The sequence below is a fragment of the Morganella sp. TYF_1 genome (assembly GCF_043105645.1).
Classification (GTDB): Bacteria; Pseudomonadota; Gammaproteobacteria; order Enterobacterales; family Enterobacteriaceae; genus Morganella; species Morganella morganii_B.
The window spans coordinates 47,913-73,242 of record NZ_JBICLU010000026.1 but is presented as its reverse complement, the minus strand read 5'-3'; the positions used below and the strand labels follow the sequence as shown (position 1 = coordinate 73,242).

The window sequence follows — 25,330 nt, the reverse complement described above, 5'->3', positions numbered from 1 at the left end:
AATTTAAATAACTGTCATGATAACGGACAGTCCGGGAAGTGGTATATTTCCGGGCCCGGGTGGTATGTCCATATATTCCTTATCAGCAAAAGGTAGCCTGTACGCTTATTCATAAATGAATACGTACTGTGGATTTTTTAATAAAAAGCCATGCCTCTTCCGTTCTGAATAAACGGAATAACAGGATACGGTGTGCAAGCACGGCAATTTAAATTGAATTAACTGAAAAAAACAATCAGTTAGGAGGGAATAACGCCAGCATATAGAGATTCATGATAAATCCGTCCTTTCGGGCTTATCCTGTAAAAGATAAGTGAAATTAAATAAGGAAGTACCATTTACGAAGAGAGGTACTGCCGCAGTATTACTGCCGGCAGTCAAAGGAAAACAGTATTACCGGCAGGTTCAATATATTTTGATAAATAATCTATGACTGTCCAATGATGTGTTCTCCGCAAAAAATAAACACATGGAGTATATTCCGGTAAAATCACAAAGTAAAATTATAAATCCATCAGATATAAAATGGTGTCTCTGACTGTCATCAGTGCGGATCCCAGATCATCGTATGGCAGTGTGCTGACAGCCACACGGATAGCTTGCGGGATATCTCGGGTCACGACATAAGATTCCGCCGGGCTGACGACAATATTGGCTGCTCTCAGACGACTGATAACCGCATCACAGCGCACATTTTCCGGTAACGGGATCCACAAAAAATACCCGGCCGGATGTGCAATGTGAGGTAAATCAGCAAAAATACTGCTGACAATTTTTTGCCGGGCTTTGGCATCACGGCGCTTTTTCCGCTCCAGTTTTTCGACTTCGCCCTGCTCCAGCCATTCACGGACAATACCGGTCATCAGTGCCGGCGTGTTCCAGGTGGTGATGCGGATGATTTTTTCCAGCTCAGCAACATATCCCGGAGGCGCAACCACCAACCCGACCCGCAGGCCGGTGGCGATGTTCTTGGAAAATCCGGTGACATAAAATGTGATATCCGGTGCCAGTTCTGCCAGTGGCGCCGGTGCCGGTTTCTGCAGAAAAGCGTAGGAGCCGTCTTCTATCAGAAAAAAACGGTTTTCCCGGGCAAGGCTTATCAGCTTCCTGCGGGATGTCAGATCCATTACCCAGCCGAGCGGATTATGCAGTGTCGGCATGGTGAAATAGCCGCGGATTTTCCGCTGACAGCACAATTGTGCCAACGCCACCAAATCCGGGCCTTCCGGGGTAACCGGTACCGGAATCAATTCGATATGACAGGTTTGTGCCAGTGCTTTAAAGCCGGGATACGTCAGTGCATCCGTTGCAATCACATCACCGGGACTGAACATACTCAGAACAACAGAGGCCAGCCCGTGCTGGGCACCACTGACCATGACGACCGTGTCCGGGTCAACGGCAGAAAATCCGCGCAACTTCAGGTGATCAGCAACAATAACCCTCTCCTGATGCCGCCCGGCGTGAGGCAGATAATGCAACAGACTTTCCAGATCGCCGCTCATGGATAACCGGCGCAGGGTGCCGCGTAGTAATGTGGTCTGTTCCGTGACTTCCGGGTAGATAAAGTTAAGGTCATACATTGCCGGAGTGACATCACATTCAATACCAGTAACCGGTAATAAGCTGATATCCCTGACAAATGTTCCCCGCCCGGTTTCCCCACTGACAAGCCCCTGTTTAATCAGCTCTTGATACACCCGTGACGCTGTCACTAATGATAACCCTTCCTGTGCAGCAAAAGCACGGTGAGTCGGCAATTGTGTTCCGGCTGCCAGCTCACCGCTGCGGATACGGGCTGCAAGGGTATCGACGTATTGTTTATAACGCGGTGTTGCCATACCGAATGTATCCATGACAATTTTTTGATTGTCATTATTATCCGCATTACTCTCCGTGATAACAAGACGTCATTAACGGGGTATAGGATGGATAATGCAATGACAACGGTTTCCCGCTCAACACGCGGCTGGATCAGCGGGTTTATCGGCGTGCTGATTTTCAGTGGCTCCCTGCCCGCCACCAAAGCAGGTATTACCGGGTTTTCTCCGGATTTTCTGACAACCGCCCGCGCGGCGATTGCCGGTATTGCCGCTCTGCTCATTCTGGTTATTCTGCGCCAGCGTTTGCCTGCCGCGAAGTACCTGCTGTCGCTGATTATTGTTGCGGCGGGAGTCGTCGTCGGGTTTCCGTTACTGACAGCCTTGGCTCTTCAGCATGTCAGTTCGGCACACTCGATTGTGTATCTGGGGTTATTACCACTGGCGACAGCACTGTTTGGAGTGCTGCGCAGCAATGAACGTCCGCGTCCCGCGTTCTGGTTTTTTTCTGTCTTCGGCAGCCTGTTCGTGATGGGATTTGCATTGTTTCAGGGCGGTGAAAGCACACTGACCGGTGATTTGTATATGGTTGCAGCCGTGTTGCTGTGCGGATTGGGTTATGCGGAAGGTGCCCGCCTTTCCGGGCCTCTCGGCAGTTGGCAGGTGATCTGCTGGGCGCTGGTTCTTTCTTTGCCGCTGATGCTGATTCTGAGCATTGTTTTTCTGCCGGTGACATTCAGCGGAATACCGGTACAAGCCTGGGGCGGGCTGATTTACGTTTCCTTGTTCAGTATGTTGATCGGGTTTTTCTTCTGGTACCGGGGACTGGCAGAAGGCGGTATTACCGGCGTCAGTCAGTTACAGCTGTTACAACCGTTTTTTGGGCTGGTGCTTTCTGCGTGGTTACTGGATGAAACGGTCAGTTCAGTGATGATAGCATCAACCTGTGGTGTGATCGCTTGTGTTGCCGGTTCAAAGCGGTTTTCCCGGTGAGAGAAAATAGTGTTGTGCCCGGTATTTTCCGGGCTGATTATTTTCGCGATACAATTATACCGGCGACAACCAGATACAGCGCAATAACCAGCGGTAAAAACAGTATCGAATCACTGTAAACTGCCGCTGTCATTGCCGCACCAATTGCCAGAGAAATACCTGAAATGCCGTCGAGTACGGCAATTTTACGGGGCGAATCCGCCGATGTGATCAGTGTGTCGGTGCCCGCCCCGTAAAACATTTCCAGCAGTGTGACGCCCAGTACAATCAGTAACAGACCGGGAAGTTCTGCAATACCGGAGAACCACGGAACAAAAAGAAGAATACATAGCCCTGTCGCAATCATCAGTGCGGTAATAATGCCCCATTTTTCAGTGAAGTAACGGTATACAGGAAGTTGGCCGACAATAATCATCAATGTGTTAAACAACAAAACCGGACCTATCAGATAGTCATCCCCGGCTCGGATCAATTCCAGCGGTACAATCACCTCAAAACTGTAATACAGCATGGCAAAAATAATGCTGACTACAGAGATCAGCATGGTATCTCTGCCGGTAAGATCAGAAAAATGCAGGTAATAAAAGCGGTTTTCTGCTTTACCGGGGCAAGAACGCAGTTTTACTGAAAAGAGAATACCCGCCATGAAAATCCCGGTCAGAATAAATAATGCATATGGAAAAGGCAGTGAAAAAAAGACACACAGCGTAATCAGCACCGGTGCAACCGCCGCGCCGGTATTATTCAGTGTCATTCGCACTGAAAAGCTTTCGCTGATATTTTCTGAGGTGGCTTTAATATAGTATTTTGCTGCCACAGAAAATACGGAGGTGGCAAGACCGTTTGCCAGCATCACCATAGTACACAGGTAAAATGTTTGTCCGATAAACAAAAATGACAGTGACAGCAATTTAAGCAACAGTGAAAAAACAAGGGTTTTTTTGCTGTTAAACCGGCTTATCAGCGGAATAATAAAAAAATAGGCCAATGAGAATGACCAGAATTTAATCGTGCCGAGATACAGGATTTCTTTTTCACTGAGTGTTTTTCCGGCAAAATAGAGTAATGCCAGCGGCATCAGTAACCCGGAGCCCAGTGCATTAAAGAAAAAGCAGATATTAATCGCCCTGCTTTTCCGCTCAAAAACAGCCCGGTAAATCTGCATCAACGGAGATTCCAGCGCCGGCAGATGGTTGTGAAAATATCACTCCCGGTTTCTGTCAGTATGGCATGCTGCCTGACAATATCCGCAGTATCACGGAGTTTTTCCAGATTACTGCTCAGCCGGTCATAATATTCCGGATCCGGTATATCGTTGCTGTTACGGATAATTTCAGAAAATACATAGCAGATGCGGGATAACACAAATAAGGCATGAAAAATACCGATCATCGGCCGGTCATCATCACGCAGTGGCGCAGCAAAGACCTCATCCGCCGGGTTAAGTACCAGCGGATCACCGGCATTGAGGATATTCAGTGCAGTATGACCGCATTCATGCGCCAGAATATCAATATAATACGCGACCGAATGCGATGGATGCACATAGGCAAACATCATTCCCCACATATAGAAGTTAGTACCGGAACGCATAAAGCGAGAGCCGTCTGCCGTTTCCTGAGTCAGGTATATCTGATGGATAAACCGGTCAATTTCATTGCCGGTGTCCGGCGCACAGCGACGAATAACGGATAACGCCTGTGTTATTTTCTCCGTTTCCGCTGCTGCCAGTACCGGATCATCACAATAGCCGAAACCAAGTTGTTTATCGTCGCGGATAATTTTAAGAATCATTTGTTTTGCAGGAGAATGATCGGCGGATGTCAGCGGCGAAATTGTCAGTGGTAACGGCGTTCTCTTTCGCATCAGCTGATTGAGGTAAGTGACCGCATCTGCATGTTCATCATCTTCCGCATATTTTCCGGCAATATAATGAATGGCACAATTTTGCCACGACAACGGAACCCCGGTGTTTATTTCTGGCAAGCAATAATAAGATAATAAATAATTAAGTGATTCATAGATTTCCCCAGAGAAATACTGATAAGCTTGCTGATGTTTATAATCAGGAAAAGTCAGATTTATCATATAACAGCTTCCGGGCAGACAGATAAACCATGTCCGGATTGACAGACATGGTTTATCAATTAGTTAACGGGTTTATTATTTACTGAACGACCATCCTGATAATGGTGATTTTATTTTCAGTAGTTTGCTTCTATCTAATTTTTTCATTATTTCATTTCCTTATTAATAACAGGTTACAGGAATGGATGTACTGTACACTCAGATTGCATTTAAACCCTAAAATAAAAATAGCGATAAAAAAACACTTTTTTTAGCCTGTGTTATTTTTCTGAATCAATATCACGAAAATAAGCAGAAATAATAATCAAATAAATAATTGCCATAATATTAGACTATAAAAAACCACGCGGTGTCTTCACCGCGTGGTTCTATCAATACCGAAATTATCCCGCTATTCAGATCAATGACAAAAATGTTTGTTTAAAATCATCGATATCATGCTGTGTGGTTGCCCACGAGGTGCACAGACGCAGACAGGATTTTTCCGGTTCCTGCAACAGGGTTTCATGGAAAACAAACCGCTTTTTCAGTTTTTCCGCCAGTGCGGAAGGCAGAATAACAAAGACCTGGTTGGATTCCGGCGGTGCCAGGAAGGTAAAACCCTGCTCCGTAAAGAACGCCGCCAGTTGTCCGGCCATGCTGTTGAGATGTTTGCCTAATGAGAAATAGAGATCGCCGGTAAACAACGCCAGGAACTGCGCACCCAGCAGCCAGCCTTTTGCCTGAAGTGCGCCCTTCTGTTTGATGCTGAACCGGAAATCATCTTTCAGCGCCGGATTATTGATCACCAGAGCTTCCGCCGCGATCGCACCGATTTTGGTACCGCCGATATAGAATGCATCTGTCAGTGCCGCTATATCTTCAATTGTCAGATCACTTTGTGCGGACATTAATCCGGATGCCAGACGGGCACCGTCAAGATAGAGCCATAACCCGTGCTCATCACAGAAACGGCGCAGTGCCTGTAATTCTGCCTTGCGGTAAACCGTGCCGATCTCAGTGGAATTGGTGATATAGACCAGTTTCGGTTGTACCCAGTGCTCATCATTATGTTCGGCAATGACCGGTTTAAGATGATCGGGTGTCAGTTTGCCATCCGGGGAAAATACGGTGATGACTTTGTGTCCGGTCGCTTCAATTGCCCCGGTTTCATGGGTGGCAATATGGCCGGTACTGACGGAGATCACCGCCTGATGCGGACGTAAGAAATGGGAAATCGCCGTCAGGTTGGTGATAGTACCGCCGTTAAAGAAATGGATATCAGCCTGCGGCTGACCAATCCGCTGTTTAATCAGCGCTGCGGCATCACCGCATAACGTATCCGTGCCGTAACCGTCGTGGCGGTGGCCTGCTGTGTCAGTAATGGCTTTTAAAACAGCCGGATGTGCAACTTCATTATAGTCATTCTGAAAACGGTACATATGCTCCTCCGATAGTGTGCAGTAATACTATGCTGATACTTACCGGCGCACAATGGTACTGATCGCAGTTCAGTCCGGTTTTACCAGCCCGATCACACCTTCACTGAGGGTAATTTTCCCCTGTGTTTTCAGGCGCAGCAGAACTTTATCGGTATGACGCCGGGAAGTACCGAGAATGCTGGCCAGCATATCCCGGGGAAGATGGATCTGATGGCCGCTGATTTGTGTCAGCATATAGAGCAGATTGTTTTCGATAGAATCAACCGCATTCATCAGCCGCTGTTCACCGTTGATAAGGCAGCGTTTTGCCAGCTGGCGGTTAAGCAGCAGAGACAGGCGGTGATCCTGTGACAGCCAGGACAGAAATGTTGCCGCCGGCATTCTCAGTACACGGCAGTCTGACAGCGCAATCACATCATAACGGTATGCCTGCCGGCAAATCGCCTCCATCTCCCCGAGGAATTCACCCCGGTAACAGAATGTCAGTCCGACCTGTTTACCATTCTCCGCCTGCTTATTAACAATAAACTCGCCGTCCAGAATGATATAGACCGCCTGAGCCGGGTCGCCCTGGCAAATCAGATTTTGTCCGTTATAGATATGCAGTGTGGTTACACTGTTTCTGACAACATCCGGCGCATCACGGAGCAGGTCGTCTGCCTCCGGCAGCAGCTCTTCTTCGCTGAATTTCAGCCATAGTTCACGAAACGGGGTTGTATTTTGCATGTGGCGGTATCTGTCAGGACGGGATAATCAGTGTGTAAACGTTAGCATGGTTAGCAACAGGTTTGAACCGGCAAATGCCTGTTTTGACGGGCTGCGGATTACCGGTAGCCCGTCAGTCGGGTTACTTCAGCTCGTAGCCGTTCAGATACTGCTGCTGTTTCGTGGTCAGATTATCAAGTGAAACGCCCATATCCTGTAATTTCAGTGCCGCCACGTCACGGTCAATTTCATCACTGACATCATAGACTTTCGCTTCCAGATCATGGCTAAGCAGATACTCGGCGCTGAGTGCCTGGAGGGCAAAACTCATGTCCATAATTTCTGCCGGATGCCCGTCCGCACAGGCAATATTAACCAGTGCACCACGGCCCAGCAGATAAAGCGTGCGGCCATTTTTCAGGGTATAACCTTCGATATTCTCACGGGCAATTGTGACGTTGTCACTTAGCTGCTGAAGATCGGTCAGATTGATTTCATCCTCAAAATGCCCGGTATTACTGATAATGGCACCCTCTTTCATCAGACTGAAATGTCCGGATGTCAGCACGTCACAGCAGCCGGTGGCGGTGATAAAGATATCACCCAGCGGTGCTGCTGCAGACATGGTCATGACCGCAAAGCCGTCCATTTTCGCTTCCAGGGCTTTTATCGGATCCACTTCCGTGACAATCACTTCCGCACCCAATCCTTTCGCCCGCATGGCACAGCCTTTGCCGCACCAGCCGTAACCGGCGACGACCACGGTTTTCCCGGCAATAACCAGGTTGGTGGTACGCATAATGCCGTCAAAGGTGGATTGTCCGGTGCCGTAGCGGTTATCAAACAGATGTTTGGATTGCGCGCCGTTAATCGATAAAACAGGAAAATTCAGTGCGCCGCTTTTTTCACGGGCAACTGCGCGCAGAACACCGGTGGTGGTCTCTTCGCAGGCTCCGATCGTGTGTTTTGCATATTCCGGATACAAACTGTGCAGTTCATGCACCAGATCCCCGCCGTCATCAATAACAATGTGCGGTTCACAGGCCAGAGTCTGTTTTACAAAATTGCGGTAGGCTTCCGCATCCGCGCCGTGAATGGCAAATGTATGGATGCCGCTGACAACCAGTGCCGCTACAATATCGTCTTTGGTGGACATCGGGTTGCTGCCGGTGACGGACACTTCCGCCCCGCCTGCGGCCAGAACCCGTGCCAGATAGGCGGTTTTGGCTTCCAGGTGAATAGAGAGCGCAATGCGTTTTCCGGCAAACGGATGTTCTTGTGTGAAACGCTGTTCCAGTGCGCGCAGCAGCGGCATATGGGCACGAACCCAGGCGATTTTTTGCTCACCCTGTGGTGCTAAGGAGAGATCTTTATAAATACTGGTAACCATGGTAACTCCTGCATACGTCTTTTATCACGGGATGAGCCACAGTAACCGGAGGTTGCGGAGGTCTCCAGGGCATTTGCCCTGAATCAGAAAAAAAAGACAGCCGGGTGAAAGCTTTGTTCAGCGGCGCGCCTGCACCATAGCAATCAGGCCACAGACATCCTGCGGAACATTGTCCGTTTTCAGGATCGCCTCCGGCGTCATCCACTGAAAGTCAGGATGTGGTACGGCTGTTTCATCTATTGGATGACACCAATACACCATATCAATATGCCAGTGATCGCCGGTTTTCTTGTCCGGGATAAATTCTTTCAGGATCGCCATCGGCAATGGCAACACACCAGCCTCCGGCAGTGGTGTGATAAATTGTTGCGCCTGTGTATCCCAGCTGATAATCCGGCATTCCAGCCCGGTTTCTTCGTGAATTTCACGCAGTACGGCATCCTGCGGTTCTTCATTTTCTTCAATATGCCCGCCGGGCGGCAGCCAGATGCCGAGCTTCGGATGGCGATGGAGCAGAAAACGACCCTGGCTGTCACTGATCAGGCCGGAGGCAGTAAAATGTTTGATAACAGATGTCATTATTTTTTCTCAGGTTATTCAGGTGATCATCGTCAGAACTACCGGCAGTGTCAGTATCGCCACCATGGTCTGAAACGTGATAATCCCGGCCATCAGCTGGCTGTCACCGCCAAGCTGACGCGATAAAATATAGGCGGTCGGCGCGGTCGGAATGGCAAAAAAGATCACAAACAGTTGATATTCCAGTTGTGTTAACCCCATCACAGTCGCTACCGCAATCGCCAGTAATGGCATAACACACAGGCGGACAAGGCTGTTAAGGCTGATTTTCAGTGCGGAATAGCGGATGGTCGCCACTTGTAATGCCGCCCCGACACACAGCAGCCCCAGCGGCAGACTGGCACCGGCCAGCAGTCTGGCAAACTGGTCGGTGTTATACGGCAGCCCCGTACCGGTGACATTCAGAAACATCCCGATAATACAGGAGATAATCAGCGGGTTTGTCAGGATAGGCAGCAACAGGCGGCGCAGCGATAACTGCTGAAATTCAGATAACGCAACCACGGAAATGATATTACACAGCGGAACCAGTACCGCGAGGATCACCGCAGCCACTGCCACACCGGACGGGCCATAAAAATCATTGACGATGGATAACCCGAGATAGGTATTAAAGCGGATCGCCCCCTGCAGCAGTACGCCGAATTCTGCCGTTGGTATTCCGCGCAGACGCTTTACCACTGCAAATGCGGCGGTGGACAGCCCGAGCATAATCACCAGTGCCGCAGCCAGTTTCGGCAGTTGCGGGTTATCCAGCGGAGCAACGGCAAGGCTGTTGATAAGCAGCGCCGGAAATAAGATATAGTAATTCAGCTTTTCCGCGCCGTTCCAGAACCCGGCATCGAAAACCGGCCGCCGCTTCAGAATGCAACCGAGCAGAATCAGTGCAAACAGCGGCCATAATGTCATCAGAATTGCGAACATCAGCGGAAATCCGGCAGGAAAAGGGATTCCCGCATCATAACAGGAACAACGGGTTACGCGAGCACCAGTGCCGGATTTGTATTGCTGATCGCGTTTTTACATTTTACCTGCCGCAGCGCATAAAACGCGCTACGCTTTGCCGGGGTTATATGTTAGTCCGCAGCGATATCATTATCCGTTAAGCTGTGAGAAACCGGGTGACAGTGTCACGCTTGCAGGCGGAGAACTATCACCACCGATGCGCCGCAGCAGGCGGGTTGCAGCACTGCGGCCGACATCCCGAGACGGCTGGGTGATAAAGGCCACCGGGATGTCATACAGTGCTTCACTGCCGATATCATCAAACCCCACGAGGGCGATTTCCTGGGTGAAATAACTTTCGTTATCTCCCTGTCTGACCGTGTTACCGGTACTCAGGGCGGCAAAATACGCGCCCAGCGCCGTGCCGGTGTTGTGGCAGACAATCGCACTGACTTTGGGATACTGATACATAAATTCAGATACCCGGCGGATGATATTCTGCTGCTTGTTATCCGTTTCCACTATCCATTCGGTGCGGAACGGTAACCCGTACTGCACCAGTGTCGAGCAGTAACCACCGACCCGTTCAGCGCGGGTGAGAGAGTCACTTTCCCCGCCGAAATAGGCAATCTGGCGGTGACCGTTTTTGATCAGGTATTCCGTTGCCATTCTGGCGGCAGAGGCATTGTCCGGGCGGACAACATCAATACCGGAGAACTCACTGGCCCGGGCCGCGCACACCATCGGGATCTGATAATGATTTACCCGCTCAACCACGTCATTGGTGAGAAATTTTCCGCCGCCGACAATCACACCGTCCACGCCGTAGCGGATCAGGCTGTCCAGCGAGCGGGCAAATCCGGCAGCGGAATTGCCGCACTGGGTCAGAAAAACCTGCTTGCCCTGTGTTTCCGCATATTCACTGACACCGGCGGCGACTTCCGCATAAAACGGTTCGGTAATATCCTTGACAATCAGGCCAATCACATTGGAGATATTATCCCGCAATGTGGCAGCCTGCTGATTACGGACATACCCCAGTTCTTCAATTGCCGCGTTGACTTTATCCGCGGTTTTCCGCGAGATCCGCCCTTTTCCGCTGAGTACCAGTGATACCGTGGTCACGGATACCCCTGCCTGCTGCGCCACATCAACTATCGTGACTTTTCTGAGATTCATAACGCCGGATACTTCCTTATGCTCAGGATACTGCACGGGATTTTACACAAAATCCGATAAAACGTTTTATCTATTTCTGAAATATGGTTACTGCGTCATGTTTATTTTTTGTGATCGGGCAACTATTATAATTTGGTAAAACGTTTTATCTTATTTTACCTTCACAACACCACACTGACATTTACAGGATACCGTATGAGTAGCCAACCAAAACAAAAAGTCACGCTCTGGGAGTTTTTCCAGGGACTGGGCAAAACCTTTATGCTGCCTGTCGCGCTGCTCTCGTTCTGCGGGATCATCCTCGGCATCGGCAGTTCCCTCAGCAGCCGCGACGTACTGACACTGCTGCCGTTTCTGGATCACACCGCTTTCCAGTTACTGTTCACCTGGATGAGCAAAATCGGCTCATTTGCCTTCAGTTTCCTGCCGGTCATGTTTGCTATCGCCATTCCGCTGGGGCTGGCGCGTGAAAACAAAGGCGTGGCTGCATTTGCCGGGTTTGTCGGCTTTGCGGTGTTTAACCTCGCCACTAACTTCTACCTCACTGCCGCCGATATTTTACCGACCACGGACCCGGCGATTCTGAAGGCTCATAACATCCGTGATGTGCTGGGAATTCAGTCTATCGACAGCGGGATCCTCGGTGCGGTTATCGTCGGTATTATTGTGTATATGCTGCATGAACGTTTTAATACCATCCGCCTGCCGGATGCCCTGGCGTTCTTCGGCGGTACCCGTTTTGTACCGATTATCACGACTCTGGTACTTGGCCTGTGCGGCCTGCTGGTTCCGCTGATCTGGCCGTGGTTTGCTATGGGTATCAACGGATTAGGTAAGCTGATTCAGAGCGCCGGTGCTTTCGGACCGATGATTTTCGGCTCCGGTGAACGGCTGTTACTGCCGTTTGGTCTGCACCACATCCTGGTGGCGCTGATCCGTTTTACTGAAGCGGGCGGTACCATGGAAGTGTGCGGTAATACCGTTAACGGCGCACTGACCATTTTCCAGGCACAACTTTCCTGCCCGGAAACGCAGGGGTTTTCAGCCAGCGCGACTCAGTTCCTGTCTCAGGGTAAAATGCCGGCGTTTCTCGGCGGCCTGCCGGGGGCGGCATTAGCGATGTATCACTGTGCTCACCCTGAAAATCGTCATAAAATTAAGGGATTACTGATTTCCGGTGTGGTTGCCTGTGTTATCGGCGGCACAACAGAACCGCTGGAATTCCTGTTCCTGTTTGTCGCACCGTTCCTGTATCTGATCCACGCAATTCTGACCGGGCTGGGCTTTACCGTGATGGCGATTACCGGTGTCACTATCGGTAACACCGATGGTAACCTGATTGACTTTGTGGTCTTCGGGATCCTCCACGGCATCCAGACCAAGTGGTATATGGTACCGGTGGTGGCCTTTATCTGGTTCGCTTCTTACTATGCGATTTTCCGTTTCGCCATTACCCGCTTCAATATCAAAACGCCGGGCCGCGATACAGACACCAAAGAAAGCGCACCGGCAACCGGCAGTTCAGCAGGGAAATCCGGCTATGATGTTCCGGCTATTCTGGCGGCGCTGGGCGGTAAAGAAAACATTATTTCACTGGATAACTGTATCACCCGTCTGCGGATGTCCGTGCAGGACATGAGCAAAGTGGATGACGCGCAGCTCAAAGCATTGCGGGCGATCGGGGTTGTCCATCTGAATGAACATAACTTACAGGTGGTTATCGGCCCGCAGGTTCAGTCTGTCAAAGATGAACTGGAAAAGCTGATGAAATCCGCGCCTGATTCCACTCAGCCGGAACCTCAAAACGCCTGATAACCCACACCGCACTGCCTGACAGTGCGGTTTTTCTTTCCGGAGAAACTATGTCCTCTCTTTTTTCTGTCCCTGTTGACCGCCACGGCACTTACTGTACGCAATGGGATTATGTGCAGGATCGCTTTGGTCAGGCGGATTTACTGCCTTTTACTATCTCAGATATGGATTTCGTCACCGCGCCGGTGATCCTGAAAGCGATTTCAGAGCGCACCGCACACGGCGTGTTCGGCTACAGCCGCTGGCAGCACCACGATTTTCTCAGCGCTGTTGCACACTGGTTTTCATCCCGTTTTCAGGCGCAGATTGATACTCAGGCGCTGGTGTACGGGCCGTCGGTAATTTACATGGTCAGTCAGATGATCCGCCTGTGGTCACAGCCCGGTGACGGTGTGGTGGTGCATACCCCGGCGTATGACGCATTTTATAAAACGATCACCGGCAATCAGCGCACCGTCGTTCCCTGCCCGCTGCAAAAAACAACAGACGGCTGGTGGTGCGATATGGATGCGCTGGGATCCCTGCTTGCGAAACCGGAGACGCGGATTCTGCTGCTGTGCAGTCCGCATAATCCGACCGGGAAAGTCTGGACCCGCGAAGAACTGACCACCATGGCAGAATTGTGCGAGCGGCATAATGTGCGGGTGATCAGTGATGAAATTCATATGGATCTGTGCCGTGCACCGCATCAGCACACACCGTGGTCTGAAACCGGGCGCGGGGAATGGGCGTTATTCACCTCAGCATCCAAATCCTTCAATATCCCGGCACTGACCGGCGCTTACGGGCTGATTTCAGATACCGCCTCCCGTGAAGCCTATTTTCATCAGCTGAAAGCCTGTGACGGGCTCTCTTCCCCCGCCGTGCTGGCGGTTATCGCCCATATCGCGGCCTACCGGGAAGGTGCGCCGTGGCTGGATGAGCTGCGTGATTATCTCTTTGCTAATCTGGATTATATAAAGCAGCGGCTGGATGCGGAATTTCCACAGCTGAACTGGCAGGTACCGGAATCCACCTATCTGGCGTGGATAGATCTGAATCCGCTGAATATTGACGATAATGCCCTGCAACATGATCTTATCACACGGGAAAAAGTGGCGATCATGCCGGGATATACCTACGGAGAGGAAGGTCGCGGATTTTTGCGTCTCAATGCCGGATGCCCGCGTGATAAACTCGCCGCAGGCATGGATAAATTAATTCACGCGCTGAAATCACGCTGATGTTTTGCACGACCCGGGCGCATTATGCGCCCCGGTTATTCGTGTTTGCCGACCTTATTGCGCAAGGCGCGGCGTAAATAGGAAAACGGTAAGCTGGGACACGACTTATCTGCGGGTCTGCCGGTGTTCACCGCTTCCTGTTTTTCATCCTGAGCCGGTTTTTCCGGCGGGATCTTCCCGGAGGTGGTGTTTTCCGCCATATTATTCCCCTTCTTTGCTGAGTGCGTCGTTAACCGCTTCTATTTTCCGGACGGCATCATTAAGAATATCCGCGATCTGCCCGAGCTTGGTTTCGTCCAGTTCACTGGTGACCAGTTTATGGCGCAACAGTGCCCGTAAATTCCCCAGCGCCTGTTCGATTTCATCGGATAACAGTGAACCGCGGCGGAAAGATTTGGTTTCCTGCAGGCGTTGTGCAATCTGTTCCAGAACATCGGTGTTCTCTTCCAGATGCATTTTACCTTCCGGTGTCAGGCTGTAACTTTTACGGCCGTTACCGGTGTTTTCCGCGACAATCAGCTGCTGATCTTCAAGCAGGGTCAGTGTCGGGTAAATCACGCCCGGACTCGGTGTATAGAGGCCGGAAGTCAGCTGACCGATGGATTTGATTAACTCATAACCGTGGCTCGGTTTCTGGTTAAGATTTGCCAGCATCATAATACGCAGGTCACCATGATCAAGCAGACGGCGCAAGCCTTTCCCGCGACCGCGGTGACGACCGTGTTCGCGGCCTTCGTGACAACCGTGGCCTTCGTGGTGCTCATGATGATCGCCGTGACAGCCGTGTTCGTGATGTTCGCCGTGTCCATGGTGGTCCCCATGGCAGCAATGACTGCGGTGTTCGCCGTGACCATGATGTTCACCGTGACAACAGTGCCCGTCTTGTCCGTGGCGTTCCCCGTGACGGCCGCCATGGCCGCCGCGGCGCTGACGCCCTTCCTGTGAGTCACAGGCACGATGGCGTAATGCATGAAGAAACATAGTAAATTCCTTTTGTGATATAGAGTGAAAATCCGCAAAATCAGTTTTTAGATATATCTGTTTTGCCCTCAGGAACGACTATAGCCTCCCGGAATAAAAAGATCAAATTAGATATATCTAAAATAGCACGATTTGTCTTTTAACGGGAATGATTATCACTATCGCAGTATAGCAGGAAGTGACCTGCACTATCAGCAAATGGTGCGAAACACACTGACAGTGCAGGTATAAAGGACGAAAATCAGAAGTCAGGATTAATCAGAACAATTTTTCCGGTTAAATCGCCGGATTCCATCAGCTGGTGGGCTTTTGCCGCATCCGCCAGATTAAAGGTATAGTTGACCAGCGGTTTGACCTTTCCTGCCCGCAACAGCGGCCAGACTTTATGGGCCAGATCACGGGCAATAACCGCTTTCTCTTCCGGTGTCCGGGCGCGCAGTGTTGAGCCGGTATGCAGCAGGCGTTTTACCATCAGCGGCATCAGATTAAGATTCTGCGGATTACCGCGCATCAGGCCAATCTGGATAATCCGCCCGCCTTTGGCTGCAACCTCATAGTTTTTGCTGACATAATCACCACCGATAAGGTCAACAACCATATTCACGCCCTGCCCGCCGGTCAGTTCCGGAATAATCCGGGCAAAATCATCTTCGCGGTAATTAATGACGTGATCAGCACCCAGTTGCCGGGCAAGCTCTGCTTTTTCACTGCTGCCGACGGTGGTGTATACCGTGGCACCAAAGGCTTTCGCCAGCATAATCGCCACACTGCCGATACCGGAGGTACCACCGTGGATAAGCACACTCTCTTCACTCTGCAGTTTGCCGGTCTGGAAGACGTTCGCCCATACGGTGAAGAAGTTTTCCGGAATGGCTGCCGCTTCGGTGTAACTCAGGTTTTCCAGCGGCAACGCGATGCTGTCATGAACCAGGCAATATTCCGCATATCCCCCGCCTGCAACCAGTGCGCACACTTTATCGCCGATCTGACGGCGTTTGCAGTCCTCCCCGACTGCCACAACTTCGCCCGCGATTTCCAGCCCCGGAATCGGGGAGGCATCCGGCGGCGGCGGATAACTGCCCTGACGCTGAAACACGTCAGGCCGGTTAACACCGGCGGCTGCCACCTTAACCAGCAGGTATTCTCCCTGTACCTTCGGCAACGGCATCTCAATTGCCTGTAATACGTCAGGGCCACCGTGCCGGGTTATATCAATTGCCATCATTGATTCAGGTAATGCATATGACATCATTACTTTTCCTTAAACAGTCCCGGTTTTGTAATACCTGTCGTTTTATGACGAGTCAGGCAAGTTACGGTTTCAGCATAGTGCAGCTTATCAAAGATAGCACTGCATGTTTATAACGGTGTATTATATCCGGCCACTGCTTTTTATATTTTTTATCCGGCCGGAATTTTGGTTTTTTCGTTATTTATTTGTGACGATTTTTAATGTATCACACTACTTTATAACGCGGAAGGAACGCATTATTCATATTTAACCGGCTTATTAACAGGCTGATAAGCAGGAAATTGACCTGCATTCCCCCGCTCTGTTATTTTAAACCGGATTATTGAGAGTTTAATCAAATAATTCACATTATGACATCACGGAAAAAGCATAATATGTCAATATTATGCCCCTGTTTTCAGCCCGGTATGACGATATTTAAACTCAGACTACTTACCACTTTTGGTAGTCTGTGATAAAATTGATTCAAATCAATATTATTTCAAGAGCAAGCCTATGATCCCGGAAAAACGTGTAGTACGTAGAATTCAATCAGGTGGCTGCGCGATCCACTGCCAGGATTGCAGCATCAGCCAGCTTTGTATTCCGTTCACGCTCAATGAGCATGAACTGGATCAGCTCGACAATATTATCGAGCGTAAAAAGCCTATCCAGAAAGGTCAGGCACTGTTTAAAGCCGGAGATGAGCTGAAATCACTGTATGCAATCCGCTCCGGGACCATCAAGAGCTACACCATCACCGAAGAAGGTGATGAGCAGATCACCGGTTTCCATCTTGCCGGTGACCTCGTCGGCTTTGATGCCATTATCAATACCGAGCATCCGAGTTTCGCTCAGGCGCTGGAAACCTCCATGGTTTGTGAAATTCCGTATGAGACCCTGGATGACCTGTCCGGTAAAATGCCGAATCTGCGTCAGCAGATGATGCGCCTGATGAGCGGTGAAATCAAAGGCGATCAGGAAATGATCCTGCTGCTCTCCAAAAAGAATGCGGAAGAGCGTCTGGCGGCCTTTATTTATAACCTGTCCCGCCGTTTTGCGCAGCGCGGTTTTTCCCCGCGGGAATTCCGTCTGACCATGACCCGTGGTGATATCGGTAACTATCTGGGCCTGACGGTCGAGACTATCAGCCGTCTGCTGGGGCGTTTCCAGAAAAGCGGAATGCTGGCAGTAAAAGGCAAATATATCACCATCGAAGATATGGAACAGCTGGCGGCACTGGCTGGTAAAGTACCTGCACTGCCGCAGGATTAATCATTCCCCTCCCGGCAGCATTTTTGCCTGCCGTAAAACGCATCAGACCGGTTAATTTCGGTCTGGTGCGAATATTTCCTACATTACTGCTCCCGTTTGGTTTATCTTTATAGATACGTATCCAGCCCCGCGAGGAGAGATGAATGTCTGAATATCAGAACCTCTTAGTTGCAATAGACCCCAATCAGGATGATCAGCCGGCATTACGGCGTGCGGTATATATCGTGCAACGCAATGGCGGACGCATCAAAGCTTTCTTACCTATCTATGATCTGTCATACGATATGACCACCCTGTTGTCCCCCGAAGAACGGGATGCCATGCGCAAAGGCGTGATTGCTCAGCGTTGCGCGTGGATCAAACAGCAGGCGCGTTATTATCTGGAAGCCGGTATCGATATCGACGTGAAAGTGGTATGGCATAACCGGCCTTATGAGGCGATTATCAGGGAAGTTGTCAGTGGTGGTCATGATCTGCTGCTGAAAATGGCACATCAGAATGATAAATTTGAGTCTCTGATTTTCACCCCGCTGGACTGGCAGCTTCTGCGCAAATGTCCGTGTCCGGTCTGGATGGTTAAGGATAAAGTCTGGCCGGAACAGGGTTCTGTGGTGGTCGGTGTGAATCTGTCCAATGAAGAATCCTACCATGACGCGCTGAATCTCAAACTGGTGTCACTGACACAGGATCTCGCAAAACGGATTGTGAAAGACCCGGCTATCCATCTGGTCAGTGCTTATCCGGTAGCGCCTATCAATATCGCTATCGAATTACCGGATTTTGACCCGAATACTTACAACAACGCACTGCGCGGTCAGCATCTTATCGCCATGAAAGAGCTGCGCCAGCAATTCGCCATCGGCGAGGAGTACACCCACGTTTATGAGGGATTACCGGAGAAAGTGATTCCGGAAGTGTGCGGTGAACTGAATGCCGGGGTGGTGGTGCTGGGTATTATCGGCCGTACCGGTATTTCTGCCGCGTTCCTCGGCAATACCGCAGAGCATGTTATCGACCACCTGAAGTGTGATTTGCTGGCGGTGAAACCGGACGGTTTTGTTTGTCCGATCGATACCAGTGACGATGATTAATTCTGTCTCCCGCAGAGGCCACGGCATCTGCGGGAATTTTCTTCGCGTTCTGCGATAATCAGAACAACGGTGCACACATCCCGTCACCGAGCACTTTTTTCACGTTCTTCTTATTCGGTTTAAATTCACCGACCACGTTATTATCGGAATAAACCTTAAACTCTGTGGCTTTACTGAGCGCTTCCGTCAGATTGGTCCAGGCCGCAGCACCGGCACGGTTCTTGGTGCTGTCCGGTACAAAATACGCTTCGTCGTCGATCAGAAATTCAATCTGCCCTTCCACTTCATGATCTCCGGCGGAAATAGCAATACTGTGATCGATTGAATTTTCATAATCCTCCGGGTCCGCCCCGACATTACAGGCGACAACAACAGTCACACCGGTGTCATTACTGATCCCGTACTCAATAAACCCCTGACCGAAACCGGATGTCCAGATATTCGGAATGGCTAATGCGGAGGCAGAAAAGAGAAAGAGTGAAACGGCCATTATTTTTTTCATTAATCTGAACCCTCTGAGTGAAAAAAAAGCGGGTAATACATTTACCCGCCTTGTGCATCTTATGCTTTTTTACCCGGATTACAGTGCGCGCAGAATCGCGTCACAGCTGGCTTTGGCATCGCCAAACAGCATCTGGGTGTTTTCTTTGAAGAACAGCGGGTTCTGAACCCCGGCATAACCGGTATTCATCGAACGTTTAAAGACAATCACGTTCTGCGCTTTCCATACTTCCAGAACCGGCATCCCGGCAATCGGGCTGTTCGGATCTTCCAGTGCCGCAGGGTTAACGGTGTCGTTCGCGCCGATCACCAGCACCACATCGGTGTCTTTGAAATCATCATTGATTTCATCCATTTCCAGTACGATATCGTAAGGCACTTTTGCTTCAGCCAGCAGGACGTTCATGTGTCCCGGCAGACGACCGGCAACCGGATGGATACCAAAACGGACTTCGATGCCCTTATCACGCAGTTTCTGGGTGATATCGTGAACCGGATACTGAGCCTGGGCAACCGCCATACCGTAGCCCGGGGTGATGATGACGGAACTTGCCCCTTTGAGCATCTCCGCCACATCTTCCGCACTGATTTCGCGGTGCTCGCCCTGCTCTTCATCGCCGGATGATGCGGTGCCGTCAGTACCGAAACCGCCGGCAATCACGCTGATAAAGGAGCGGTTCATCGCCTTACACATAATGTAAGACAGGATCGCACCGGAAGAACCGACCAGCGCACCGGTGACAATCAGCAGGTCGTTGCTGAGCATAAAGCCCGCCGCCGCCGCTGCCCATCCGGAATAGGAGTTCAGCATGGAGACCACGACCGGCATGTCCGCACCGCCGATAGAGGCGACGAGGTGCCAGCCGAAGGCCAGTGCAATCACGGTCATCAGGATCAGGGTGAAGACCTGTAAGCCGGTGCTGTCAGTTTTGACAAAGGTCCATAACAGCAGGAAAGACACCACCAGTGCCGCTAGGTTCAGTTTGTGGCGGTTAGGCAGCATCAGCGGTTTGGAGGACAATTTCCCGCATAATTTGCCGTAAGCAACAATAGAACCGGTGAAAGTCACCGCCCCGATAAAGATACCGAGGAACACTTCTGTCAGGTGAATGTTATTCATCACCGCAGAGGTCAGTGCCTGGTCGTGATCCATATAGCTGTTGAAACCGACCAGTACCGCTGCCAGACCCACAAAGCTGTGCAGAACAGCAACCAGCTCCGGCATTTCGGTCATTTCGACTTTACGTGCCAGACGAATACCGATCACCGCACCAATCACCATGGCAACAATAATCCAGCCGATATTAGCAGAATACGGCCCGAAGATGGTGGCAACCAGCGCGATAGCCATACCGGTAATACCCAGCAGGTTACCCCGTTGTGAGGTTTCATGGCGGGATAACCCGGCCAGACTGAAAATAAATAAGATTGCGGCAACAATATATGCCGCTGTAACGACTCCGCCCGACATATTCATTACCCCTTACGAAACATTTTAAGCATACGCTGTGTGACGGTGAATCCGCCGAAAATATTGATACTGGCAATCAGTACCGCAATAAAGGAGAAGAATGTCACCCAGCCGCCGCTGCCGATTTGCAGCAGTGCGCCGACAACGATAATCCCCGAGATTGCGTTGGTCACCGCCATCAGCGGGGTATGCAGTGCATGGCTGACATTCCAGACCACGTAATAGCCGACCACACAGGAGAGTGCGAACACGGTAAAGTGGGATAAGAATTCCGGCGGAGCCACATTCGCCAGCCAGGAGAACAGGATAAATGCCAGTGCCATCAGGCCGTATTTCAGCCACGGTGACATCGGTTTTTCCGGTTTTTTCTCTGCTTTCACAGCGGCCGGTTTTGCCTGCGGCTGAGCGGATACCTGAATCGGTGGTGCAGGCCAGGTGATTTCACCGGCTTTCACTACCGTCAGACCACGGATCACCACATCATCAAAATCGATGTTGATCTGCCCGTCTTTCTCTTTACACATCAGCTTCATCAGGTTCACCAGGTTGGTGCCGTAAAGCTGGGATGACTGGGTGGCAAGGCGTGCTGCCAGGTCGGTGTAACCGATGATTTTGACACCGTTTTCTGTGGTGTGGATTTCACCCGGTACCGTCAGTTCACAGTTACCGCCGTTCTGAGCCGCCAGGTCAACAATTACGCTGCCTGATTTCATCGACTCCACCATTTCTCTGGTGATGAGTTTCGGTGCCGGTTTACCCGGGATCAGCGCGGTAGTGACAATAATATCCACTTCTTTCGCCTGATCGGCAAACAGTGCCATCTCAGCCTTAATAAAGGCCTCCGACATGACTTTCGCGTAACCGTCACCGCTGCCTGCATTTTCTTCGAAATCGAGTTCGAGGAATTCGGCACCCATACTTTTAACCTGATCTTTTACTTCAGGACGGGTATCAAAAGCACGGACAATAGCCCCGAGGCTGCCCGCCGCCCCGATGGCGGCCAGACCGGCAACACCGGCGCCGATCACCAGCACTTTGGCAGGCGGTACTTTACCGGCGGCGGTGATCTGCCCGGTGAAGAAACGGCCGAAGGCGTTGGCGGCTTCCACAATCGCACGGTAACCGGCGATATTGGCCATCGAACTCAGTGCGTCCAGCGACTGGGCGCGTGAGATACGCGGTACAGAATCCATCGCGAATACGTTGACACCCTGTGCCGCCAGTTTTTCCAGCAGCTGCGGGTTCTGGGCCGGCCAGATAAAACTGACCAGTGAACTGCCCGCCTTCATCAGCGGAATTTCATCATCCTGAGGGGCATTCACTTTAAAAATAAGGTCAGACTGCCAGGCTTCCTGTGTGCTGACAATATCAGCACCGGCTTCGCGGTAAGCGTTGTCATCAAAACTGGCAAGATGACCGGCTCCTGTTTCAACAGCCACATCAAATCCGAGTTTTTTCAGTTGTATTACTGTTGCCGGCGTGGCGGCGACCCGGGTTTCACTGGACTGTCGCTCTTTTGGTACACCAATACGCATAATGTTCCCTTATATAAGCTCAAGTATTTTACGGATGATTGGTCGGACATGTGCGTAAAAAAACAACCAACTGCACAAATTCAGATCAAAAGCACCCTTTTATCCGATATGTCCTAATAAGCTACTGAAAAATGTGATATCGATCCATCTAATTTGTTTGCCGGATGAAATTAAAACGGCATTTATCCGGGAGGAAAAATTTTTTGCCGATAAATGACTATGATTGCATAAATTTATGGTAAAAATAGCTGTATGATTAACAGTCGTTAGATTGCACGATAAATTAAAGCGACAACAAGCACAAATACATGTCATAATTGTGCGGCCAGGATATAAAATTTACAGGTTCAGCACGTTATGAATATTAATTGCGCAAGGCGGAAGGATTTTGTATGAAGCTGAAAACAACGGTCATCGCATCTGCGATGTTTTTTTCATTTACCAGTCTGCTCCCCGCTCAGGCGGCACAGGAATTAACACCGGAACAGGCCGCTCAGTACCAGCCATTTGAGCGGATTGCAGTTACAGGGCGTTTTAATGCTATTTATGAAGCCGCAGCTGCCGTTTCGCGTAAAGCAGACAAAATGGGTGCCGATGCTTTCTATATCCAGAGCCTCGATGATCTGAACAACAATGGCAATATGCGCGTTGTTGCGGATGTTTACCACCGTGATGCACCGCCGGCCGAGAAAAAAGGCTACCGCCAGTTCCGTGGCATTAATGAATTACCTGAGAAAGATGCTATCGGCCTTCAGCCGTTTGATACCGTCACTGTCAGCGGTTTTTTTGCCAACAGTCCAGATCTGAACGATGCTATCGCCAAAGAAGCAGTGAAAAAAGGTGCGGCCTCTTTCTTTATCGTCCGTAATATTTTCACCAACGATGGCGGCAACCAGCTGGTCACTGCCTATGTCTATAAAGCGGATGCACCAAAACGTGTACTGCAGACAGAAGAAGCGCTGATCCCTGCGGATTCAGATGCCGGTCGTGCCGCACTGGCTGCCGGTGGCGAAGCCGCCAAACAGGTTGAAATCCCGGGCGTAGCCTCTTCCACTGATACCGCCGGTAATAATGTCGGCCGTTTCTTTGAAACTCAGTCCTCCCGCAGCGGTCGTTATACCGTCACGCTGCCGGACGGCACCCAGGTTCAGGAACTGAACAAAGCATCAGCCGCTGTTATGGCGCCGTTTGACAGCGTGACCTTCACCGGTTACTACACCACGTCACCGGAAGTCTCTTATCAGGTCGCTAAACGTGCGGCAGCCAAAGGGGCGAAATATTACCATATCACCCGCCAGTGGCAGTCCAGCGGCGGTAACGTGACTATCAGCGCCGACTTATTTAAATAATCACCGCCTGACAGTTCACCGGAAAAAGCGTATCTCAGATACGCTTTTTTTATGGCTTCCCGCTGTGGTATTAACACTTTCACTACATTCTTCTGCTGTCATTCTGATAAACAGTAAATATGCATAATATAATGCAATTAATGCATGATTAAACATTGCATATCCCGCCGCGTATCCGTACAATCAGCGCCAATTTTTGCGTATTCAGTCAGATTGACTGCATGAATCCCCTGCTTACCGCATCAGATTTACCGGGAAGGTCTTTTGGATAAGAAACTCAGTTTAACCGCGCTCACCGCTTTAGTGCTCAGTTCTATGGTCGGTGCCGGTGTGTTTAGTCTTCCGCAGAATATGGCCGAAGTGGCCAGTCCGGCTGCACTTATTATCGGCTGGTCAATTACCGGTGTCGGTATCCTCTTTCTGGCTTTCGCCCTGCTGCTGCTCTCCCGGCTGCGTCCGGATCTCGACGGCGGCATCTTTACCTATGCCAAAGACGGTTTCGGAGAGCTGATTGGTTTTTGCTCCGCCTGGGGATACTGGTTATGTGCGGTGATCGCCAACGTCTCCTATCTGGTGATTGTGTTTGCGGCGTTCAGCTTTTTTACGGATACCCCGGGTAACATTGTTTTCGGTGACGGAAATACCTGGCAGGCGCTGATTGGTGAATCTGTTCTGCTGTGGTTTGTGCATTGTCTGGTGCTGCGCGGGGTACAGACTGCCGCCGGTATCAACAAGCTGGCAACGTTCGCCAAACTGGTGCCGCTCGGCCTGTTTATCGTGCTGGCGGTGATCGCGTTCCGCTGGGATACTTTCCATCTGGATTTCACCGGTGTGGATCTCGGTGTGCCGGTGTGGCAGCAGGTGAAAGATACCATGCTGATCACCCTGTGGGTGTTTATCGGGATTGAAGGTGCCGTTGTGGTTTCCGCCCGTGCCCGCCGCCGTAAAGATGTCGGTCTGGCGACCATGATGGCGGTGATTTCCGCACTGACGATTTATATCCTGGTTACCCTGCTGTCAATGGGGGTGGTTGCCCGTCCTGAACTGGCAGAAATGCGTAATCCATCGATGGCAACTCTGATGGTGAATCTGATTGGCGGCAGCGGTGAGATTATTATCGCAGCAGGTCTGATTATTTCAGTCTGCGGTGCGTATCTGAGCTGGACAATTATGGCTGCCGAAGTGCCGTTTATTGCCGCATTACATGGCTCTTTCCCGTCACCGTTTAAAAAACAGAACGCGAATAATGCCCCATCCTCCTCTTTATGGATGACTAACGGTGCGGTACAGCTGGCACTGGTGCTGATCTGGCTCAGCGGCAGTAATTATAATACGCTGCTGACCATTGCTTCTGAAATGATTCTGGTGCCTTATTTCCTGGTCGGTGCATTCCTGGTAAAAACCGCCCTGAGAATGAAAAAACCGGCACTGCTCGGTGTTGGCATGATCGCAGCCCTGTATGGCTTATGGCTGATTTATGCATCCGGCATTATCAATCTGATGCTGTCCGTTGTGCTGTATGCACCGGGTATTCTGGTATTTTTGTATGCCCTGAAAAACCGTGAGATAAAAACCACACTGCATTTTATCGAATGGAGCATTATTGCTGCCCTGCTGATAGCAGCAGTTCCCGCACTCTGGTATCTGGTGCGCTGAAAATCTGATAACAGGAGCCGGTCACTGACCGGCTTTTTTATCACCTCCCCCGCATCCCGCCAATTTTCGCTGCTAAACACAAACA

22 protein-coding genes are annotated in these 25,330 nt (G+C 50.5%); 7 read left to right on the top strand and 15 right to left on the bottom strand.

Going from position 1 to position 25,330, the window contains the following annotated elements; all coding sequences use genetic code 11:
* Positions 1-503: 503 nt before the first annotated feature.
* Complete coding sequence (locus tag ACF8OF_RS13615) at positions 504-1,841, bottom strand: PLP-dependent aminotransferase family protein (protein ID WP_392497348.1); 1,338 nt, start codon at positions 1,839-1,841, stop codon at positions 504-506.
* An 87-nt stretch (positions 1,842-1,928) separates the two neighbouring features.
* On the opposite strand from ACF8OF_RS13615, the gene ACF8OF_RS13610 reads away from it, so the two are divergent.
* The gene (locus ACF8OF_RS13610) at positions 1,929-2,813 is read left to right on the top strand and encodes a DMT family transporter (RefSeq protein WP_262882574.1); all 885 of its coding nucleotides are present in this window, start codon (positions 1,929-1,931) and stop codon (positions 2,811-2,813) included.
* A 37-nt stretch (positions 2,814-2,850) separates the two neighbouring features.
* Here the strand turns inward: ACF8OF_RS13610 and ACF8OF_RS13605 are convergent, their stop codons facing one another.
* From ACF8OF_RS13605 to malI, 8 genes are all read right to left on the bottom strand, one after another.
* Positions 2,851-3,978 (bottom strand): MFS transporter, encoded by a 1,128-nt coding sequence (locus ACF8OF_RS13605; RefSeq protein ID WP_392496951.1) that lies wholly within the window; start codon positions 3,976-3,978, stop codon positions 2,851-2,853.
* A complete protein-coding gene (locus tag ACF8OF_RS13600) occupies positions 3,978-4,772 on the bottom strand; it encodes an aKG-HExxH-type peptide beta-hydroxylase (RefSeq protein ID WP_392496950.1) in 795 nt (264 codons plus the stop codon). The genes ACF8OF_RS13605 and ACF8OF_RS13600 overlap by 1 nt, the downstream gene beginning before the upstream one ends.
* A 524-nt stretch (positions 4,773-5,296) precedes the next feature.
* Positions 5,297-6,322 carry a low specificity L-threonine aldolase gene (locus tag ACF8OF_RS13595; protein ID WP_279800161.1) on the bottom strand — a complete coding sequence of 342 codons (1,026 nt, stop codon included), beginning with the start codon at positions 6,320-6,322 and terminating at the stop codon, positions 5,297-5,299.
* Positions 6,323-6,391: 69 nt separating this feature from the next.
* Complete coding sequence (locus tag ACF8OF_RS13590; protein WP_392496949.1) at positions 6,392-7,048, bottom strand: Crp/Fnr family transcriptional regulator; 657 nt, start codon at positions 7,046-7,048, stop codon at positions 6,392-6,394.
* 121 nt (positions 7,049-7,169) lie between these two features.
* Entirely contained in the window at positions 7,170-8,417 is a 1,248-nt protein-coding gene (locus tag ACF8OF_RS13585) for an adenosylhomocysteinase (protein ID WP_349466849.1), read from the bottom strand.
* Between the two features lie 117 nt (positions 8,418-8,534).
* Positions 8,535-8,996, bottom strand: coding sequence for an NUDIX hydrolase (locus ACF8OF_RS13580; RefSeq protein ID WP_279800166.1), 462 nt, complete (start codon positions 8,994-8,996; stop codon positions 8,535-8,537).
* Between the two features lie 18 nt (positions 8,997-9,014).
* Positions 9,015-9,920 carry an AEC family transporter gene (locus ACF8OF_RS13575; protein WP_392496948.1) on the bottom strand — a complete coding sequence of 302 codons (906 nt, stop codon included), beginning with the start codon at positions 9,918-9,920 and terminating at the stop codon, positions 9,015-9,017.
* Between the two features lie 171 nt (positions 9,921-10,091).
* Complete coding sequence (gene malI, locus ACF8OF_RS13570) at positions 10,092-11,120, bottom strand: Mal regulon transcriptional regulator MalI (RefSeq protein ID WP_262859193.1); 1,029 nt, start codon at positions 11,118-11,120, stop codon at positions 10,092-10,094.
* A 195-nt stretch (positions 11,121-11,315) separates the two neighbouring features.
* Here malI and malX point away from each other — a divergent pair, with 195 nt between their 5' ends.
* A complete protein-coding gene (gene malX, locus ACF8OF_RS13565) occupies positions 11,316-12,932 on the top strand; it encodes a maltose/glucose-specific PTS transporter subunit IIBC (RefSeq protein WP_392496947.1) in 1,617 nt (538 codons plus the stop codon).
* A 50-nt stretch (positions 12,933-12,982) separates the two neighbouring features.
* Positions 12,983-14,155, top strand: a complete 1,173-nt coding sequence (locus ACF8OF_RS13560; protein WP_262859195.1) for a MalY/PatB family protein — start codon at positions 12,983-12,985, stop codon at positions 14,153-14,155.
* Positions 14,156-14,190: 35 nt separating this feature from the next.
* Here the strand turns inward: ACF8OF_RS13560 and ACF8OF_RS13555 are convergent, their stop codons facing one another.
* From ACF8OF_RS13555 to ACF8OF_RS13545, 3 genes are all read right to left on the bottom strand, one after another.
* On the bottom strand, positions 14,191-14,355 hold the full coding sequence (locus ACF8OF_RS13555) for a hypothetical protein (RefSeq protein WP_392496946.1): 165 nt from the start codon (positions 14,353-14,355) through the stop codon (positions 14,191-14,193).
* A gap of 1 nt (position 14,356) precedes the next feature.
* Entirely contained in the window at positions 14,357-15,136 is a 780-nt protein-coding gene (locus tag ACF8OF_RS13550; RefSeq protein WP_349466852.1) for a PadR family transcriptional regulator, read from the bottom strand.
* A gap of 241 nt (positions 15,137-15,377) precedes the next feature.
* Complete coding sequence (locus ACF8OF_RS13545) at positions 15,378-16,388, bottom strand: NAD(P)H-quinone oxidoreductase (protein ID WP_392496945.1); 1,011 nt, start codon at positions 16,386-16,388, stop codon at positions 15,378-15,380.
* 495 nt (positions 16,389-16,883) lie between these two features.
* Between ACF8OF_RS13545 and ACF8OF_RS13540 the strand changes: the two genes are divergently transcribed.
* Together ACF8OF_RS13540 and uspE are read left to right on the top strand one after the other, a co-directional pair.
* The gene (locus ACF8OF_RS13540; protein WP_004237544.1) at positions 16,884-17,642 is read left to right on the top strand and encodes an FNR family transcription factor; all 759 of its coding nucleotides are present in this window, start codon (positions 16,884-16,886) and stop codon (positions 17,640-17,642) included.
* Positions 17,643-17,785: 143 nt separating this feature from the next.
* Positions 17,786-18,733 (top strand): universal stress protein UspE, encoded by a 948-nt coding sequence (gene uspE / locus ACF8OF_RS13535; RefSeq protein WP_392496944.1) that lies wholly within the window; start codon positions 17,786-17,788, stop codon positions 18,731-18,733.
* 58 nt (positions 18,734-18,791) lie between these two features.
* Here uspE and ACF8OF_RS13530 read toward each other — a convergent pair whose 3' ends face one another.
* The 3 genes from ACF8OF_RS13530 to pntA form a co-directional block, all read right to left on the bottom strand.
* Positions 18,792-19,235 carry a hypothetical protein gene (locus ACF8OF_RS13530; RefSeq protein ID WP_262859199.1) on the bottom strand — a complete coding sequence of 148 codons (444 nt, stop codon included), beginning with the start codon at positions 19,233-19,235 and terminating at the stop codon, positions 18,792-18,794.
* 78 nt (positions 19,236-19,313) lie between these two features.
* On the bottom strand, positions 19,314-20,705 hold the full coding sequence (gene pntB / locus ACF8OF_RS13525; protein ID WP_045138870.1) for a Re/Si-specific NAD(P)(+) transhydrogenase subunit beta: 1,392 nt from the start codon (positions 20,703-20,705) through the stop codon (positions 19,314-19,316).
* A gap of 5 nt (positions 20,706-20,710) precedes the next feature.
* Entirely contained in the window at positions 20,711-22,240 is a 1,530-nt protein-coding gene (gene pntA / locus ACF8OF_RS13520; RefSeq protein ID WP_279800181.1) for a Re/Si-specific NAD(P)(+) transhydrogenase subunit alpha, read from the bottom strand.
* A gap of 392 nt (positions 22,241-22,632) precedes the next feature.
* On the opposite strand from pntA, the gene ydgH reads away from it, so the two are divergent.
* Entirely contained in the window at positions 22,633-23,589 is a 957-nt protein-coding gene (gene ydgH, locus ACF8OF_RS13515) for a DUF1471 family protein YdgH (protein ID WP_262882564.1), read from the top strand.
* Positions 23,590-23,853: 264 nt separating this feature from the next.
* Complete coding sequence (locus ACF8OF_RS13510; RefSeq protein ID WP_262882563.1) at positions 23,854-25,245, top strand: amino acid permease; 1,392 nt, start codon at positions 23,854-23,856, stop codon at positions 25,243-25,245.
* The last annotated feature ends 85 nt before the right edge of the window (positions 25,246-25,330 follow it).

What these genes read in the sequence shown, in the direction of transcription:
- ACF8OF_RS13615 (WP_392497348.1), bottom strand. Translation starts at nt 1,841, where the DNA reads ATGGCAACACCGCGTTATAAACAATACGTCGATACCCTTGCAGCCCGT.
- ACF8OF_RS13610 (WP_262882574.1), top strand. Translation starts at nt 1,929, where the DNA reads ATGGATAATGCAATGACAACGGTTTCCCGCTCAACACGCGGCTGGATC.
- ACF8OF_RS13605 (WP_392496951.1), bottom strand. Translation starts at nt 3,978, where the DNA reads ATGCAGATTTACCGGGCTGTTTTTGAGCGGAAAAGCAGGGCGATTAAT.
- ACF8OF_RS13595 (WP_279800161.1), bottom strand. Translation starts at nt 6,322, where the DNA reads ATGTACCGTTTTCAGAATGACTATAATGAAGTTGCACATCCGGCTGTT.
- ACF8OF_RS13590 (WP_392496949.1), bottom strand. Translation starts at nt 7,048, where the DNA reads ATGCAAAATACAACCCCGTTTCGTGAACTATGGCTGAAATTCAGCGAA.
- ACF8OF_RS13585 (WP_349466849.1), bottom strand. Translation starts at nt 8,417, where the DNA reads ATGGTTACCAGTATTTATAAAGATCTCTCCTTAGCACCACAGGGTGAG.
- ACF8OF_RS13580 (WP_279800166.1), bottom strand. Translation starts at nt 8,996, where the DNA reads ATGACATCTGTTATCAAACATTTTACTGCCTCCGGCCTGATCAGTGAC.
- ACF8OF_RS13575 (WP_392496948.1), bottom strand. Translation starts at nt 9,920, where the DNA reads ATGTTCGCAATTCTGATGACATTATGGCCGCTGTTTGCACTGATTCTG.
- malI (WP_262859193.1), bottom strand. Translation starts at nt 11,120, where the DNA reads ATGAATCTCAGAAAAGTCACGATAGTTGATGTGGCGCAGCAGGCAGGG.
- malX (WP_392496947.1), top strand. Translation starts at nt 11,316, where the DNA reads ATGAGTAGCCAACCAAAACAAAAAGTCACGCTCTGGGAGTTTTTCCAG.
- ACF8OF_RS13560 (WP_262859195.1), top strand. Translation starts at nt 12,983, where the DNA reads ATGTCCTCTCTTTTTTCTGTCCCTGTTGACCGCCACGGCACTTACTGT.
- ACF8OF_RS13555 (WP_392496946.1), bottom strand. Translation starts at nt 14,355, where the DNA reads ATGGCGGAAAACACCACCTCCGGGAAGATCCCGCCGGAAAAACCGGCT.
- ACF8OF_RS13550 (WP_349466852.1), bottom strand. Translation starts at nt 15,136, where the DNA reads ATGTTTCTTCATGCATTACGCCATCGTGCCTGTGACTCACAGGAAGGG.
- ACF8OF_RS13545 (WP_392496945.1), bottom strand. Translation starts at nt 16,388, where the DNA reads ATGATGTCATATGCATTACCTGAATCAATGATGGCAATTGATATAACC.
- ACF8OF_RS13540 (WP_004237544.1), top strand. Translation starts at nt 16,884, where the DNA reads ATGATCCCGGAAAAACGTGTAGTACGTAGAATTCAATCAGGTGGCTGC.
- uspE (WP_392496944.1), top strand. Translation starts at nt 17,786, where the DNA reads ATGTCTGAATATCAGAACCTCTTAGTTGCAATAGACCCCAATCAGGAT.
- ACF8OF_RS13530 (WP_262859199.1), bottom strand. Translation starts at nt 19,235, where the DNA reads ATGAAAAAAATAATGGCCGTTTCACTCTTTCTCTTTTCTGCCTCCGCA.
- pntB (WP_045138870.1), bottom strand. Translation starts at nt 20,705, where the DNA reads ATGTCGGGCGGAGTCGTTACAGCGGCATATATTGTTGCCGCAATCTTA.
- pntA (WP_279800181.1), bottom strand. Translation starts at nt 22,240, where the DNA reads ATGCGTATTGGTGTACCAAAAGAGCGACAGTCCAGTGAAACCCGGGTC.
- ydgH (WP_262882564.1), top strand. Translation starts at nt 22,633, where the DNA reads ATGAAGCTGAAAACAACGGTCATCGCATCTGCGATGTTTTTTTCATTT.